A 14,157-nucleotide genomic window follows, 5' to 3' on the forward strand; every position below is an offset into this window, starting at 1 on the left:
TTTTCGAAAATATCCCGGGGGTCCGGGGGCAGAGCCCCCGGCGTCTGCCCAGGGGCGGGGGGCCGGGCATGAGGCGGGATCTGTCGCGGCTTCTGCGTCCGCGCCATATCGCTGTCCTGGGTGCTGGCTGGGCGGTGAACGTCATCGATCAGTGCCGCAAGATGGGGTTCGAGGGGCCGGTCTGGCCGATACACCCGACCAAGGCGGAAATCGGCGGGCTCAGGGCCTATCCCTCCATCGCCGAGCTACCGGAAGCGCCCGACGCGACCTTCATCGGCGTTAATCGTCATGCCACGGTCGAGGTCGTGACCGAACTGGAGGCACGTGGGGCGGGGGGCGCGATCTGCTTCGCCTCCGGATGGACAGAAGCCGGGGAGCCGGAACTTCAGGATCGCCTGGTTGCTGCTGCCGGTGACATGCCGATCCTTGGACCCAATTGCTATGGCGTCATCAATTACCTGGACGGGGCGTTGCTCTGGCCGGACCAGCATGGCGGGCGGCGGGTCGAGCGCGGCGTCGCGCTCTTGTCGCAGTCCTCGAACATCGTGATCAACCTGACGATGCAGGCGCGGGGCCTGCCGGTCGCCTATGTGGCCTGTCTGGGCAATGCCGCGCAGATCGGGCTCGCGGAGCTTGCCGGGGCGTTGCTGGGCGACGACCGGGTGACCGCCATCGGCATGTACGTGGAGGGGATCGACGACGCGCCCGCCTTCGCCGCGCTGGCCGAGGCGGCGCGGGCGGCGGGCAAGGGCATCGTTTGCGTGAAATCCGGCAAGACCGAGGCCTCCCGCAGCGCGGCGGCTTCGCATACCGCGTCTCTCGCCGGGGGTGGTGCTGCGTCGTCCGCCTTCCTGCGCCAGGCGGGCGTGGCCGAGGTCGATACGCTTTCGGAGCTTATCGAGACGCTCAAGATCTTTCACGTCCATGGACCGCAGATCGGCCCTCGGCTTTGCTCCTGCTCCTGTTCGGGGGGCGAGGCGGGGTTGGTTGCGGATCTGGCCGCGCCCTTCGGCCACGCGTTCGAACCCCCGACCGAGGCGCAGCGCCAGCGTCTGGGCGAGATCCTGGGGCCGATCGTAACGATCTCCAATCCGCTCGACTACCACACCTTCATCTGGGGCGACGGCCCGCGGACCGAGGCGGTCTTCACCACCATGCTCGAAGGGTATGACGCGGGGATCTACATCATCGATCCGCCGCGGCCTGACCGCTGCGATCCGACCTCGTTCCAGCCTGCGCTTGACGCCATCGTTGAGGCCGGGCGGACGACGGGAAAGCCGGCATTCCCCGTCGCCTCGCTGCCCGAGAATTTTGACGAGGATCGGGCCATCGCGATGATGGCAGAGGGGGTGGCCCCGCTGATGGGGCTGGAAACGGCGCTGGGCGCGATCAAGGCTGCAGCGACCCCGGCAGGCGTGCCTGGCTGGCGCCCGGCGCCGGCCTTGCCGCCGCGCGGGACGCGGTTGCTGGACGAGGCCGAGGGCAAGCGCCTGCTGGATCGTGCCGGGGTGGCGATCCCGCGCGGGGTCATCGCCAACACGCTGGAGGAACTGACTGCGAAGGCCGCGTGCCTGCGGCCGCCCTTGGCGCTGAAGGGGCTGGGCTTCGCGCACAAGACCGAAGCGGGGGCTGTCCGGTTGGGGCTCGCCACCGTCGAGGGCCAGGCCGAGATGCCGGGCGCGACCGGCTACCTCGCCGAAGAGATGGTGACCGACACGCGGGCCGAGATCCTGCTGGGCCTGCGCCGCGACCCGGTCTACGGGGTCACGCTGACGCTGGGGCTGGGTGGCGTGACGGCCGAGGTCCTGGCCGATACGGTGACGCTCGTGCTGCCCGTGACCGAGGACGTTGTGCTGGCCGCGATGCGGGGGCTGCGCCTTTGGCCGTTGCTTGACGGCTATCGCGGGCGGCCGAAGGCCGACATGGCGGCGGTGGCGCGCATCGCCGTGGGCCTGGGGCAGGAGATGCTGGCCCGGCCCGAGTTGGAAGAGATCGAGATCAACCCCATCCTCGTCCGGGAAAACGGCGCGGTGGCGGTGGACGCATTGATAAGGGAGGCGATCTGATGGCGGAAATGCAGATGCGGACGGAGGGGCCGATCCGGACCCGGCGCGAAGGCGGGGTGCTGGAGGTCACGCTTGACCGGCCCAAGGCCAATGCGATCGACCTGGTGACCAGCCGGATCATGGGGCTGACCTTTCGCGACTTTCGCGACGACGAAAGCCTGCGCGTGGCGATTATCCGGGCAGAGGGGGAGAAGTTCTTTTGCCCCGGCTGGGACCTTAAGGCGGCGGCGGACGGTGACGCGGTCGATGGCGATTACGGCGTCGGCGGCTTTGGCGGGTTGCAGGAGCTTCCGAACCTCAACAAGCCGGTGATCGCCGCGGTCAACGGGATCTGCTGTGGCGGCGGGCTGGAGCTGGCGCTGTCGGCGGACCTGATCCTCTGTTCGGACAACGCGACCTTCGCGCTGCCGGAGATCCGGTCGGGCACGGTGGCGGACGCGGCCTCGATCAAGCTGCCCAAGCGCATCCCCTACCATGTCGCGATGGATCTTCTGCTGACCGGGCGCTGGTTCGACGCGGCGGAGGCCAAGCAGTGGGGGATCGTGAAGGAGATCACTACGCCCGAGGCGCTGCTGCAAAAGGCCTGGGATCTGGCGCGGCTTCTGGAAAGCGGCCCGCCGCTTGTCTACGCCGCGATCAAGGAGGTCGTGCGCGAGGCCGAGAACATGCGCTTCCAGGACGCGCTGAACCGGATCACCAAGCGGCAGATGCCGACGGTCGACCGGCTTTATTCGTCCGAGGACCAGCTTGAGGGTGCGCGCGCCTTCGCCGAGAAGCGCGACCCCATCTGGAAGGGGCGCTAAGACGCGGGTTGCGGGCGGTCCCCTTGCCACCCGCCCCATCTGCTTGAGCCGCGCGGGCGCATGCTCTACCTTGGCCCACGACCGATCCAGGGAGAGAACGGGATGATCCAGGCCCTTCAGCGCGTTTCCGGCCCGGAACCTGCCGCGCGGACCGAATACGGGGCGTAAGGTCGGGGAATGGGTCGTTCGATCGTGCTTTGGGCCTATCTGCTGGCCGCCAAACGGGCCCGCCCCGGCGTATCGCGCCCGCGCGGGCCGCGGCCTCAGGGACGGGTGATCTGGCTGCACGCCGGGCACGGCGCCTCCCTGACGAGCCTCGGCCAGCTTGCGCAGCGCCTGGCCCGGGAAAAGCCGCGAACGAGCCTGCTGATCACCGCGGAAGGCGCCGCGCCGGGGCTTGAGGGCTTCCCGAAGGAAACCAGCGCCGATGTCCTGCCCCCTGACACCTTTCCCGACGTGCGCGGTTTTCTCGACCACTGGCTGCCCGACCTGGCGGTGATCGCGGGCTCGGACCTGCCGCCGGCGCTGATCGTGGCCACCCATGACCGCGCGGTGCCGCTGGTGCTGGTCGATGCGTCTGTCCCGGCGGCGATATCGCTGGGGCAGCGGCTGAAGCGGGGCATGACCGGCTCTCTCCTGTCCCGCTTCGCGCGACTGCTGGTGCAGGACCCCGGAAGCGCGCGGGGGCTCAGGCTTCGCGGGGCGCCCATTGGCCGGGTCGAGATCGCGGGGCGCATCGAAGAATCGAACGACCCGCTCACCTGCAACGAGGCCGAGCGCGAGGCGCTGGCGGAGCTGCTTCAGGCGCGCCCGGTCTGGTTCGCCGCCGCCTGCCCCGAGGCGGAGGAGGAGGCGGTGATCGCCGCGCAGGCCCATGTCCTGCGGCTGGCGCACCGGATGCTGCTGATCATTGCGCCCGCCAACGCCGCGCGGGCTCCGGCCCTGGTGGAGCGCCTCGCGCGCGAGGGCTGGGTGGCCGCGCTGCGTTCCGCCGATGAGGAGCCCGATCCGGAGGTGCAGGCCTATGTCGTCGATACCGAGGGGGAGATGGGGCTCTGGTATCGTCTCGCGCCGCTGACCTGCATGGGCGGGACGCTGTTGCCCGGCGGTTCTGGGCGCAACCCGTTCGAACCCGCCGCGTTGGGATCGGCGATCGTGCACGGGCCGCATCTTGCGCCCTATCCCGATGCCTACGCCCGGCTGGCCGAGGCGCGCGCGACGCGCTCGGTCGCCACGCCGCAGGCCCTGACGGCGGCGATCGCCGAACTGATGGCGCCGGATCGCGCGGCGCTTCTGGCGCATAACGCCTGGGCCGTGACCTCCGGCGGGGCGGAGGTCACGGAGCGGGTGACCCAGGCGATCCTTGAAACGCTGGCCGCCCGCACCGCATCCGCACCGGAGGCCGCCTGATGGCCGCGCGCGCCTTCTGGTTCAGCCCGCCGGAGCGCCCGGACTGGCCGGCGCGCCTGCTGGCGCCCCTGGGACGGCTTTATGGCGCGGCCACCGCGCGCCGCCTGGCGCGCGGACCCTTCGCGCGCGTGGGCGTGCCGGTTATCTGCGTCGGTAACCTGAATGCGGGCGGGACCGGCAAGACGCCGACCGTCATCGCGCTGGCGCAACGGCTCGCCGAGCGTGGGGTCACGGCGCATGTCGTCAGCCGCGGCTATGGCGGGACGCTGCTTGGCCCCGTGCGCGTAGATGAACGGCGCCACAGCGCGGCGCAGACCGGGGACGAGCCGCTGCTGCTTTCGGCCTTCGTGCCGACCTGGGTCGCGCGTGACCGGGCCGAGGGCGCGCGCGCCGCGGTCCGGGCTGGCGCGCAGGCGATCCTGCTGGACGACGGGTTCCAGAACCCCGCCTTGGCCAAGGATCTGTCCCTTGTCGTCGTGGACGCGGCACGGGGCTTCGGCAACGGCCTTTGCCTGCCTGCGGGCCCGCTGCGGGAGCCGGTTCCGGCGGGACTTGCCCGCGCCGATCTCGTCCTGTCGATCGGCGATGGCGATACGCAGGCCGCCTTCGCCGCCCGCTGGGCAGGCGAGATCCCTTGCCCGGTCGTCACGGCCAGCTTGCAGCCCCTCGAAACAGGCATGGATTGGGCCGGGCTGCGCGTCCTCGCCTTCGCCGGGATCGGCTATCCGGAGAAATTCTTCGCCACGCTTCGGGCGCTGGGCGCCGATGTTGTCCGGGCCGAGGCGCTTGAGGACCACCAACCCTTCACCCCGCCGCTCCTGCGGCGGCTGGCGGGTGAGGCGCTGGCGCGCGGGCTGCAACTTGTCACCACCGAAAAGGACGCCGTCCGCCTGCCGGAGGACTTCCGCCGGGGTGTCGTGACCCTGCCGGTGCGCCTCCACATCGCCGACTGGTCGGAGATCGACCGCCGGCTTGCGGCGATCGGCCTCTGACGGGTGCCGGCCGCGCGGCTAGTCGCGGCCCGATTTCACCTGCGCGTCATGTTCGCCGAGCTTCGGCGAGGGATGGTCGAGCGCAAGTTCCGCGCCCGAGAATCGGAAGGGGGAGCGGACGCCGGGGATGCCGTCACGCTCGATCCGCATGCCGCGCGCCACGACCTGCGGGTCCTCGAAGACCTCGGACAGGTCATTGATGGGGCCGGCGGGCACGCCCGCGGCCTCGCAGGCGGCCAGAAGGTCGGCCTTGGCCCATTGCTTCGTTCGGGCGGTCAGGCGCTCCGTCAGGGTCACGCGGTTGGCGATGCGGTCGGCATTGGTGCGATACTCCGGGGCCTCGCCCAGTTCCGTGACCCCGAGGATCGTGCAAAGCCGCCGGTACTGCGCATCGTTGCCGGTGGCCAGGATGATCCAGCCGTCGGCGCAGTCGAAGACGGCGTAGGGCACCAGGTTCTGATGCGCGTTGCCGATCCGGCCCGGCGCCTTGCCGGTGGCCAGGTAGTTCATCGCCTGGTTGGCCATGATCGACACCGTCACGTCGAGAAGCGCCATGTCGATGTGCTGGCCCACCCCGGTCGTGGCGCGCTGATGCACGGCAGCCAGGATCGCGGTCGCCGCATAGACGCCCGTGAAGATGTCGGAGACCGCGACGCCCACCTTCTGCGGCTGGCCGGCAGGGTCGCCGGTCACGCTCATCAGCCCGCCCATGCCCTGGATGATGTAGTCGTAGCCCGCGCGGGCCGCGTAGGGTCCGTCCTGCCCGAAGCCGGTGATCGAGCAATAGATGATCCGCGGGTTGACCGCGCGGAGCCCCTCGTAATCAAGCCCGTATTTCTTCAGGCCGCCCACTTTGAAGTTCTCGATCACGATGTCGGCGTCACGCACCAGGTCGCGGACGAAGGCCTGCCCTTCCTCGGTGCGGAAATCGGCGATGACCGAGCGCTTTCCGCGGTTGCAGGCGTGGAAATAGGCGGCGCTGAGGTCGCCGTCCCGCTCGATGAAGGGGGGGCCCCAGCGGCGGGTATCGTCCCCCTCCGGCGCTTCCACCTTGATGACATCCGCGCCCAGATCCGCAAGGGTCTGGCCGGCCCAGGGACCGGCCAGAATGCGGGCAAGCTCGACGACTTTCAGCCCGGAAAGTGGTGTCATGGTCAGTTCGCGAGCTTTTCGTCCAGGATCTGGGCGAAATCCTCATAGGACATGTTTGAGTACTTCTGTCCGTCAATGATGAAGCTCGGCGTGCCGGAGATATCGTCCTTCGTGGCGTTGGCCTGGTAGGTCGCGACCATGGCCCGCGCCGTGTCGTTGTCGTTCAGGCAGGCGTCGAGCGTATCAGGCGCGATCCCGGCCTTGAGCCCGATCTTGCGCAGGTTGTCGGCGATTCCGGCCTCGTTCTCGGCCTTCAGCCAGTCCTTCTGCGTGTCGTAGATGATGTCCGAGATGCCGAAGTACTTGTCGGTGCCGCCGCAGCGGGCGACCATGGCCGCCCAGAGGCCGAACTTGTCGAAATAGACCTCGCGGTAGACGAACTTGACCTTGCCGGTGTCGATGTAGTTCGCCTTCAGCTCGCCAAAGACCGTCTCGTGGAAACGCTGGCAGTGGGGGCAGGTGAAGGAGGCGTATTCGACCACCGTCACCGGCGCGTCCTCCTGGCCCATGACCATGTCGGGGATTTGCGCGGCCTCGGATTCGGTCGCGGTCTGGGCGTCCGCCGCGATCGACAGGGTCGGCGGAAGGGTCGCCTCGGGCTGGGCGGCCCACCAGCCACCGGCCACGACCCCCGCGGCCACCACGGCGGCCAGCTTGATTTTCTTCGACATGAGATCAGCCTTTCTGTTTCCCGCTGCGAGATAAGACTTTTTCTCCCAGCGCTTCAAGGGCGGCCCTGAGGCCATCGTCGCCCACACCGGCGGAGATCGACCGGGCGGCTTCGGAACATTTCGGATCGGGGGCGGAGGGGCTTTGGCGTGGCGCCGGGGCGAAGGCGACCTGGCCCTCGGCAAAGCCCGTCGGTGCGGTCTGCGTGACGGCGACGCGGGAAATCGCGTTGTAGCCGTAGCAGGCGTTCACCTTTTCCCGGATCGCGGGCAGCTTCATCTGCACCAGCGGTGCGTTGGGGCCGGTCGTCAGCACCGTCAGCGTGGCGCCGAAGCCGTCGCGCGGGTAGCTGATCTTGACCGGCAGCGCCATCGCGGCGAGATCCTCGCCCACGATCTCGGACCAGTGGGTCAGGAGCCGGGCGACGGCGAAGCCGCGCGCCTCGCCCAGCTTGCGGATCTTTCCCGAAAGCAGGAAACCCGCGGATTCGAACCCGCGGCGGCGTCTGTCGGAGCGGTTTTGTGCTTCCGTCATCCCTGTCCTTCCGGCATGTCCCCTCTATGTTAGGCGAAAGACCGGGCGATGCCCATGGCCCCCGACACCGGAGAGCAAACACTTGCGTGATGAGGAGTTGAGCGCGGCGCTTCTGCGCTGGTACGACGCGAATGCCCGCGTGATGCCCTGGCGCGTGGGGCCCGAGGCGCGTCGGTCGGGCCAGAGGCCCGATCCCTATGGCGTGTGGCTCTCCGAGGTCATGTTGCAACAGACGACCGTCGCGGCGGTACGCGACTACTTCCGCCGCTTCACGGAACGCTGGCCAACGGTCGGGGACCTGGCGGCGGCCGAGGACGGCCAGGTCATGGCCGAATGGGCGGGGCTTGGCTACTACGCCCGCGCGCGCAACCTTCTGAAATGCGCGCGGGCGGTCGTGTCCGATCACGGCGGGCGATTTCCCGAGACGGCGGCGGCGCTTCGGGCCTTGCCGGGCGTCGGCCCCTACACCGCGGCTGCCATCGCCGCGATCGCCTTCGATGAACCGGCAACTGTCGTTGATGGCAATGTGGAGCGCGTCGTCGCACGGCTTTTCGCGGTCGAGACGCCGCTTCCGGCGGCAAAGCCCGAACTGACCGCGCATGCGGCCGCGCTGACGCCCCGGACGCGGCCGGGCGACCACGCGCAGGCGATGATGGATCTGGGGGCCACGATCTGCACCCCCCGCAACCCGGCCTGCGGGATCTGCCCCCTGGTCACGGCCTGCCGCGCGCGGGCTGCCGGGATTGCCGCCCGGCTGCCCGCGAAAGCGCCGAAGCCGGTCAAGCCGACGCGCCGGGGCACGGCTTTCGTCGGCCTTCGCGGCGATGGCGCGGCGCTTTTGGAACGGCGCCCGGATCGCGGGCTTCTGGGCGGGATGCTGGGCTGGCCCGGCGGAGAATGGTCTGAGGCGCCCCTTGACCCCGCGCCTCCCGCGCCGGGGAACTGGCGGCGCGTGGGCGAGGTGCGCCACACCTTCACCCATTTCCACCTTGTGCTGGAGGTGCAGGCCGCCCGCCTGGCCCCGGACGCGGCGGCCGGCACGGGCACCTTCGTGCCGCGCGACAGCTTCAGCCCCGCCGACCTGCCCACGGTCATGCGCAAGGCCCATGACATCGCGCGGGGCGCGCTTGAGGGTGACGGCGCGGACGGCTAGGCTGGCCGCAAAATTCGGAACGTTCTGCCATGCCGCGCCGCCCTGCCGCCCTCCCCTTCTGGATCTCGCTTGTCCTGTTGCCCCTTGCCGCTCTGGGCGCAATCAAGGGCGGCTGGACGGTCCTTTTGCTCCCGCTCTACGGCTGGGTCGGGATCACGCTTCTTGACGCGGTCTTCGGACGCAACGCCGAAAACCCCGACCCGCAGGCGCCCGACAAGGACCTGTTCTGGTACCGGCTGATCACGCTTCTTTGGTTCCCGCTGGAGGCGGCGGCGATCTACGGATCTATCTGGTGGGTGACGCAGCACGGCACGCTCGGCTTCTGGGAATGCTTGGGGCTGTTCTTCGGGCTCGGCGTCATCTCGGGCTCGATCGGGATCACCTACGCCCATGAACTCATGCATCAGAAGAACCGCGTGGAACGCTGGTTGGGCGACCTGCTTCTGGCGCTGGTGCTTTACAGCCATTTCCGGACCGAGCACCTGCTGGTCCACCATCGCTATGTCGGCACCCCGCGCGACGCGGTCAGCGCCCGTTACAACGAGGGGTTCCATCGTTTCTTCCCGCGTGTCCTGCGGATGGGGCCCGTATCGGCCTGGCGGGCGGAACGGCAGCTTCTGGCGCGCGCAAACCGGACGATGGGGCACCCCTCGAACCCGTTCTGGCGCTACGGGGCCTTGCAGGGGCTGGCGGTGATCCTGGCCTGGCTGGTCGGCGGCTGGGCGGGGGTGGCGCTGTTCCTCTGGCAGGCGTTTGTCGCCGTCTGGCAACTGGAACTGGTGAACTACGTCGAGCATTACGGGCTGACGCGCGAACACCTGGGCGAGGGCCGGTATGAGCCGGTGCGCCCGCATCATTCCTGGAATGCCGATCACGCAGCGTCGAACTGGATGCTGATCAACCTTCAGCGTCATTCGGACCACCATTGCAAGCCGGACCGCCGCTTTCCGCTCTTGCAGACCTACGACGCGGAGGAGGCACCGCAACTGCCGCTGGGCTATCCTGCGATGACGGCGCTGGCGATGATCCCGCCCCTCTGGCGGCGGCGCATGAACCCACGCGTGCGCGCCTGGCGGCGCCGGTTCTATCCCGGTGTGGCCGACTGGTCGGACTACAACGCCGGACGCTTGCCCATGCCCAGGGGGGCGAGCTGAGCCGGGTGGCTCAGGCCCAAAGCGCCGGATCGAATCCGTTCGCCTCGCAGGCCTCCCAGAGCGGGGCGAGCCACCCGATCTGCTTCGGCAGCCGCCGGTCCGGGGCGACGATATGAGGGCCGATCCGGAGGGTCTGACGTTTCAATCCCTCGACTTCCGCGGCGCTCAGGCCCACCGCATAGACGCAGTGCGCGATCTTCCTGATCCGGGGGCAATGCGCCTCGATCATCGCATAGGGGGCAAGCAGAAGCGTCCCCGGGCGCGCCTGGTCGAGGATCCGTTCCTCCAGTTGCCGCATCAGCGCGTCGTTCTGCATCGGCCGGTAGAGGTAGATCACGTCGTAATCGCCGTAGCTATCGAAGGCCAGCGCGTCGCCCTCGAAGATCCGTCCGCGATCGGCGCGCAGAAGTGGCAGCGCCCGCCGGGCGTTTTCGGCATAGCCCGGATCGTATTCGATCCCGTCGGCGGTCGCGAAGATCTGCGTGGCCAGCGCGACCTTGATCCCGCTGCCGCAGCCCACGTCGAGAAAGCGTCCGGGGCCCGTGTGGCGGCGCGCCAGCAGGACCCGATAGGCCAGCTGCGCGATTTCCAGAAACAGGGACACCCGCGTCGGAATGTCCGCAAAACAACCATGCGCCGCCGCATCCTTGGTCTGGACCGCAGGGTTCACCGCGCGGTGGGCGCGGGTGAAGGTGATGTCCAGGATCTCCTCCATCCCCGCGCGGGGATCGAGGATCGGGCGATCCGCCGGGATCAGGGCGAAGTTCGCCCGCTTCTCGATCTGCCGGAGGGCCGCGATCACCGCCCGCCACTGGCCAAGCCGTTTGCGCAGGTCCTTGCAATATTGCGTCTCGGCGGCCTCCTCCTTACCGCGCGCGCGGGGCGCGTAGCCTAAAGCGCGCTGCTTGGCGGACAGGGCGGCGCGCGTGCGCGTCATCAGTGTCTCGAATCCGTCGATGCCGGATCGCAGGCGGCGCCGTCCGACTGGCGGCGCCATCAGCCGCTCCACCAGGTCCGAGGCGAGGGCCGATGCCTCGGCCTCCAGTACGCGGGGGGCCTCGGGATGTCGTGTCGAAAGGTGCATCTCGCCGCTCGCCGCGATGGATGGTTCTGAATGCATCCTGTCCGGTTTTGGGCCGCAAAAAAAGCCCCGCCGTGAACGGGCGGGGCAGTCACGCGCCGTGGGTCAGGCCACAGGCACCGGCGGTAAGGTTTGAAGCTGCGGGGCGGGGTCAGTGCGCCTGGGTGCTGTCCATCTCGGCGCGGATCTGCTGGCGCAGGATGTCGATGGGCACAAGCTGCCCGTCGCGCTTGAAGTGCCAGTAGGTCCAGCCGTTGCAGGAGGGCGCCCCTTCCAGATGCGCGCCGACCTGGTGGATCGATCCCTTCACGTCATTGCCGACGAGCGTGCCGTCGGCGCGGACCTTGGCGATGCGTCCTCGGGGGGAATAAAGCTCCTCCCCCGGGCGCAGCATGCCGCGTTCGACCACCTGGCCGAAGGGCACCCGCGGCTCGGCCCGCTTGGAGGTCGCGGTCTCCAGCGCCTCCTTGTCGAACTTGCGGATCTTGGCGATGCGTTTCTCGGCGGCCTCGCGATAGGCGGCCTCACGCTCGATCCCGATGAAGTCGCGGCCCAGCATCTTGGCCACCGCGCCGGTCGTGCCGGTGCCGAAGAACGGGTCCAGCACCACATCGCCCGGATTGGTCGTGCCGATCAGAACGCGGTGCAGGAGCGCCTCGGGCTTTTGCGTCGGATGGGCCTTGTCGCCGTGTTCATCCTTCAGCCGCTCACCCCCCGTGCAGAGCGGGATCACCCAGTCCGAACGCATCTGAATCCCCTCGTTCAGGGCCTTCAGCGCCTCGTAGTTGAAGGTGTATTTGCCGCCCTCGGATTTCGAGGCCCAGATCAGGGTCTCATGCGCGTTGGTCAGCCGCTTGCCGCGGAAGTTCGGCATCGGGTTCGATTTGCGCCAGACCACGTCGTTGAGGATCCAGAACCCCTGGTTCTGCAACTCCGTCCCCATGCGGAAGACGTTGTGATAGGAACCGATGACCCAGATCGCGCCGTTGGGCTTCAAAAGCCGCCGCGCCGCCGCCAGCCAGTCGCGGGTGAATGTGTCATAGGCCTTGAAGCTGTCGAACTGGTCCCAGTGGTCGTCCACCGCATCGACCTTGGAATTGTCGGGCCGGTGCAGGTCGCCGCGAAGCTGGAGATTATAGGGCGGATCGGCGAAGATCAGATCCACGCTCGCCTCCGGCAGGGACCGCATCACTTCGATACAGTCACCCGCAATGATCTGGTTGAGGGGCAGCGCCGACTGCGCGCCCTTGGCCTTTGTCATCGTCATCTCTGCCTCATCTTCGGCGTTTCGCCGTTTGTTGCCCGGCGGTTTGTTCTGCCGGTTCGTGTTGTCCTCAAGATGAGTCAGGACCGATTCGCCGTCAAATTCTTTTTTGAATCAAGGGGTTATTGTTTTCTCTTGATACAAGATATTGTGCACCGGCTTAAACGAACGCCTATGGTGTGGGGTTGGCCCTAAATCTCGCAGCGCGGCCAGATGGTCCTTTGTCGGGTATCCGGCGTTGCGTTCCCAGCCGTAGCCGGGGTGCTGTTGCGCCAAATCCACCATGATCCGGTCGCGCACCACCTTCGCCACGATCGAGGCCGCCGCGATCGAAAGGCTGCGCGCATCGCCCTTGACGATGGCCTCGGCGCTGAGCGCGAGCCCGCGCGGGATCAGGTTTCCGTCGATCAGCGCATGATCCGCGCCCCCGGGCAGGGCCTCCAGCGCCCGGACCATGGCCAGGTGGCTGGCGCGCAGGATGTTCATCTCGTCGATCTCAGCCACGCTGGCCTCGGCCCAGGCGACATCGGCAGTGTCGCGGAGCGCCTCGAAGAGCGACGCGCGCCGCGTCGCGCTCAATGCCTTGGAATCGTTCAGGCCGGCGGGGATGCGCTCGGGGTCCAGGCGGACGGCTGCGGCGATGACCGGGCCGCAGAGCGGGCCGCGCCCGGCCTCGTCCACGCCCGCGATGCGCGCCAACCCGCGCGCCAGCGCCGCCGTCTCATGGGAAAAGTCAGGGCTGTTCGACATGGCCCCAAGTTGCGGTTCCACGGCGCGGACGCAACCGGAAAACGCAAGCCGCGTGCCATGGCGAGGCCCCGGGCGCGCATGAAAAAGGCGGACGCCGAAGCGCCCGCCAGGTTTCCGGTGCGCGAAGGGGAGACGCCCGGCTGCTCGATTATCGGGGAATTGGTCAGTAGCGCCCGCGCGCCACCCGGTAGCCGTGATGCTCAAGGCATCTCAGCCCGTAGGCCTGGCGACGGTCGCCGCGGGCACGCACCTCGACCCGGCACTCGCGCGGCAGGCGGCGGCTCGCCCCCACCTTTTCCATGCAGCGTTCGGAGACGACGTCCCGCCAGCGGCCGCGGATCTTGCCCTCGAAGATGCACTGCTGCGGAATGATCTTGCCGCGATGCTTGTGCTCGAAGAACTTGCGGTCGCGGCGCCAGTCGTCACCGGGGAGCCAGTGGTGCAAGTGTTCGTCGTCGGAGACGTTCTCGATCTCGCCCCTTCTCCGGATTTCCTCGTTCCGGATCTCTTCCTTGTTCTTCTTGTCCAGTTCGTGGACCAGCAGGCCCACACCGACGGCGCCGATGGCAAGCTTGAGGAAATCGCCCTCTTCTGCGCGAACCGGGGCGGCCGAACCCAGCGCGATGGCGGCGGCGGCGATGGCGGCGGTGATGCGGTGTTTCATCTCTCTCTCCGTACTCTCGGTCGTCGGGCGGCGGTGGCCGCGACGTGATGGGACAGAGATGGGGCAGATGGGCCGCGGCAAGCAATTACGCCCCGCCGATATTCGATAACACCCCATGCCGGGGGCTTTGATATTGATTAACGGGCCCTACCATCGCAGGTTGGCTATCGCAGGTTGAATGCAAGCCAACCCCGGCAGCAAACCCTAGCAACGGGCCTGAGACCATGAAACGCACGATCTTCACCCTAGCCGCCCTTGCCGCGCTGACGGTCGCGGGTCCCGCGCTTGCGGATTGCACGGTCAAGTACAAGGCCAAGCAGGACAACCCCCTGCAGTTGATGGCCGGCGAGGCGACGCTGCCCGACAGCGCCTGCGGCTCGAAGGACGCGGCGGCGGCCGCGCTCGCGCCGAAGCTTGCCAAGGAAGGCTGGACCCTTCTGGCGATTGTTGCCATTCTCGGCTGAT

The 14,157-nt window shown here is 68.4% G+C and carries 14 protein-coding genes; 7 read left to right on the forward strand and 7 right to left on the reverse strand.

The window, feature by feature from the left end; genetic code table 11:
* The first annotated feature begins 68 nt into the window (after positions 1-68).
* The 4 genes from OE647_RS01550 to lpxK all read left to right on the forward strand — a co-directional run bounded on the left by OE647_RS01550 (position 69) and on the right by lpxK (position 5,271).
* Positions 69-2,066 (forward strand): acetate--CoA ligase family protein, encoded by a 1,998-nt coding sequence (locus OE647_RS01550; RefSeq protein WP_263719825.1) that lies wholly within the window; start codon positions 69-71, stop codon positions 2,064-2,066.
* Positions 2,066-2,869, forward strand: a complete 804-nt coding sequence (locus OE647_RS01555) for a carnitinyl-CoA dehydratase (RefSeq protein WP_263719826.1) — start codon at positions 2,066-2,068, stop codon at positions 2,867-2,869. The genes OE647_RS01550 and OE647_RS01555 overlap by 1 nt, the downstream gene beginning before the upstream one ends.
* Before the next feature lie 177 nt (positions 2,870-3,046).
* Entirely contained in the window at positions 3,047-4,279 is a 1,233-nt protein-coding gene (locus tag OE647_RS01560; protein WP_263719827.1) for a 3-deoxy-D-manno-octulosonic acid transferase, read from the forward strand.
* Positions 4,279-5,271 (forward strand): tetraacyldisaccharide 4'-kinase, encoded by a 993-nt coding sequence (gene lpxK / locus OE647_RS01565; protein WP_263719828.1) that lies wholly within the window; start codon positions 4,279-4,281, stop codon positions 5,269-5,271. The genes OE647_RS01560 and lpxK overlap by 1 nt, the downstream gene beginning before the upstream one ends.
* Positions 5,272-5,289: 18 nt before the next feature.
* Here the strand turns inward: lpxK and OE647_RS01570 are convergent, their stop codons facing one another.
* The 3 genes from OE647_RS01570 to OE647_RS01580 are packed head-to-tail and all read right to left on the reverse strand — an operon-like array spanning position 5,290 to position 7,626.
* Positions 5,290-6,423 carry a CaiB/BaiF CoA transferase family protein gene (locus tag OE647_RS01570; protein WP_263719829.1) on the reverse strand — a complete coding sequence of 378 codons (1,134 nt, stop codon included), beginning with the start codon at positions 6,421-6,423 and terminating at the stop codon, positions 5,290-5,292.
* Positions 6,424-6,425: 2 nt separating this feature from the next.
* On the reverse strand, positions 6,426-7,094 hold the full coding sequence (locus OE647_RS01575; protein ID WP_263719830.1) for a DsbA family protein: 669 nt from the start codon (positions 7,092-7,094) through the stop codon (positions 6,426-6,428).
* Between the two features lie 4 nt (positions 7,095-7,098).
* Positions 7,099-7,626: a DUF721 domain-containing protein gene (locus OE647_RS01580; RefSeq protein WP_263719831.1), complete on the reverse strand. Its 528-nt coding sequence runs from the start codon at positions 7,624-7,626 to the stop codon at positions 7,099-7,101.
* A 142-nt stretch (positions 7,627-7,768) separates the two neighbouring features.
* Between OE647_RS01580 and OE647_RS01585 the strand changes: the two genes are divergently transcribed.
* Positions 7,769-8,779, forward strand: a complete 1,011-nt coding sequence (locus OE647_RS01585) for an A/G-specific adenine glycosylase (RefSeq protein WP_412174916.1) — start codon at positions 7,769-7,771, stop codon at positions 8,777-8,779.
* Positions 8,780-8,808: 29 nt separating this feature from the next.
* Complete coding sequence (locus OE647_RS01590; protein WP_263719833.1) at positions 8,809-9,933, forward strand: alkane 1-monooxygenase; 1,125 nt, start codon at positions 8,809-8,811, stop codon at positions 9,931-9,933.
* Between the two features lie 10 nt (positions 9,934-9,943).
* On the opposite strand, the gene OE647_RS01595 is transcribed toward OE647_RS01590, so the two are convergent.
* From OE647_RS01595 to OE647_RS01610, 4 genes are all read right to left on the reverse strand, one after another.
* Complete coding sequence (locus OE647_RS01595) at positions 9,944-11,017, reverse strand: class I SAM-dependent methyltransferase (protein WP_263719835.1); 1,074 nt, start codon at positions 11,015-11,017, stop codon at positions 9,944-9,946.
* Positions 11,018-11,165: 148 nt separating this feature from the next.
* Positions 11,166-12,275 (reverse strand): site-specific DNA-methyltransferase, encoded by a 1,110-nt coding sequence (locus OE647_RS01600; protein ID WP_412174917.1) that lies wholly within the window; start codon positions 12,273-12,275, stop codon positions 11,166-11,168.
* Between the two features lie 117 nt (positions 12,276-12,392).
* A complete protein-coding gene (locus tag OE647_RS01605) occupies positions 12,393-13,028 on the reverse strand; it encodes a ribonuclease HII (RefSeq protein WP_263719837.1) in 636 nt (211 codons plus the stop codon).
* Positions 13,029-13,191: 163 nt separating this feature from the next.
* The gene (locus OE647_RS01610; protein ID WP_263719838.1) at positions 13,192-13,692 is read right to left on the reverse strand and encodes a hypothetical protein; all 501 of its coding nucleotides are present in this window, start codon (positions 13,690-13,692) and stop codon (positions 13,192-13,194) included.
* 224 nt (positions 13,693-13,916) lie between these two features.
* On the opposite strand from OE647_RS01610, the gene OE647_RS01615 reads away from it, so the two are divergent.
* A complete protein-coding gene (locus OE647_RS01615) occupies positions 13,917-14,156 on the forward strand; it encodes a hypothetical protein (RefSeq protein ID WP_263719839.1) in 240 nt (79 codons plus the stop codon).
* Position 14,157 lies beyond the last annotated feature (1 nt).

It is taken from the genome of Albidovulum sediminicola (assembly GCF_025751575.1).
Lineage (GTDB): Bacteria > Pseudomonadota > Alphaproteobacteria > Rhodobacterales > Rhodobacteraceae > Albidovulum > Albidovulum sediminicola.

Excerpts from the sequence above, each read along its gene's own strand:
- OE647_RS01550 (WP_263719825.1), top strand. The coding sequence starts at position 69 with ATGAGGCGGGATCTGTCGCGGCTTCTGCGTCCGCGCCATATCGCTGTC.
- OE647_RS01555 (WP_263719826.1), top strand. The coding sequence starts at position 2,066 with ATGGCGGAAATGCAGATGCGGACGGAGGGGCCGATCCGGACCCGGCGC.
- OE647_RS01560 (WP_263719827.1), top strand. The coding sequence starts at position 3,047 with ATGGGTCGTTCGATCGTGCTTTGGGCCTATCTGCTGGCCGCCAAACGG.
- lpxK (WP_263719828.1), top strand. The coding sequence starts at position 4,279 with ATGGCCGCGCGCGCCTTCTGGTTCAGCCCGCCGGAGCGCCCGGACTGG.
- OE647_RS01570 (WP_263719829.1), bottom strand. The coding sequence starts at position 6,423 with ATGACACCACTTTCCGGGCTGAAAGTCGTCGAGCTTGCCCGCATTCTG.
- OE647_RS01575 (WP_263719830.1), bottom strand. The coding sequence starts at position 7,094 with ATGTCGAAGAAAATCAAGCTGGCCGCCGTGGTGGCCGCGGGGGTCGTG.
- OE647_RS01580 (WP_263719831.1), bottom strand. The coding sequence starts at position 7,626 with ATGACGGAAGCACAAAACCGCTCCGACAGACGCCGCCGCGGGTTCGAA.
- OE647_RS01585 (WP_412174916.1), top strand. The coding sequence starts at position 7,769 with ATGCCCTGGCGCGTGGGGCCCGAGGCGCGTCGGTCGGGCCAGAGGCCC.
- OE647_RS01590 (WP_263719833.1), top strand. The coding sequence starts at position 8,809 with ATGCCGCGCCGCCCTGCCGCCCTCCCCTTCTGGATCTCGCTTGTCCTG.
- OE647_RS01595 (WP_263719835.1), bottom strand. The coding sequence starts at position 11,017 with ATGCACCTTTCGACACGACATCCCGAGGCCCCCCGCGTACTGGAGGCC.
- OE647_RS01600 (WP_412174917.1), bottom strand. The coding sequence starts at position 12,275 with ATGACAAAGGCCAAGGGCGCGCAGTCGGCGCTGCCCCTCAACCAGATC.
- OE647_RS01605 (WP_263719837.1), bottom strand. The coding sequence starts at position 13,028 with ATGTCGAACAGCCCTGACTTTTCCCATGAGACGGCGGCGCTGGCGCGC.
- OE647_RS01610 (WP_263719838.1), bottom strand. The coding sequence starts at position 13,692 with ATGAAACACCGCATCACCGCCGCCATCGCCGCCGCCGCCATCGCGCTG.
- OE647_RS01615 (WP_263719839.1), top strand. The coding sequence starts at position 13,917 with ATGAAACGCACGATCTTCACCCTAGCCGCCCTTGCCGCGCTGACGGTC.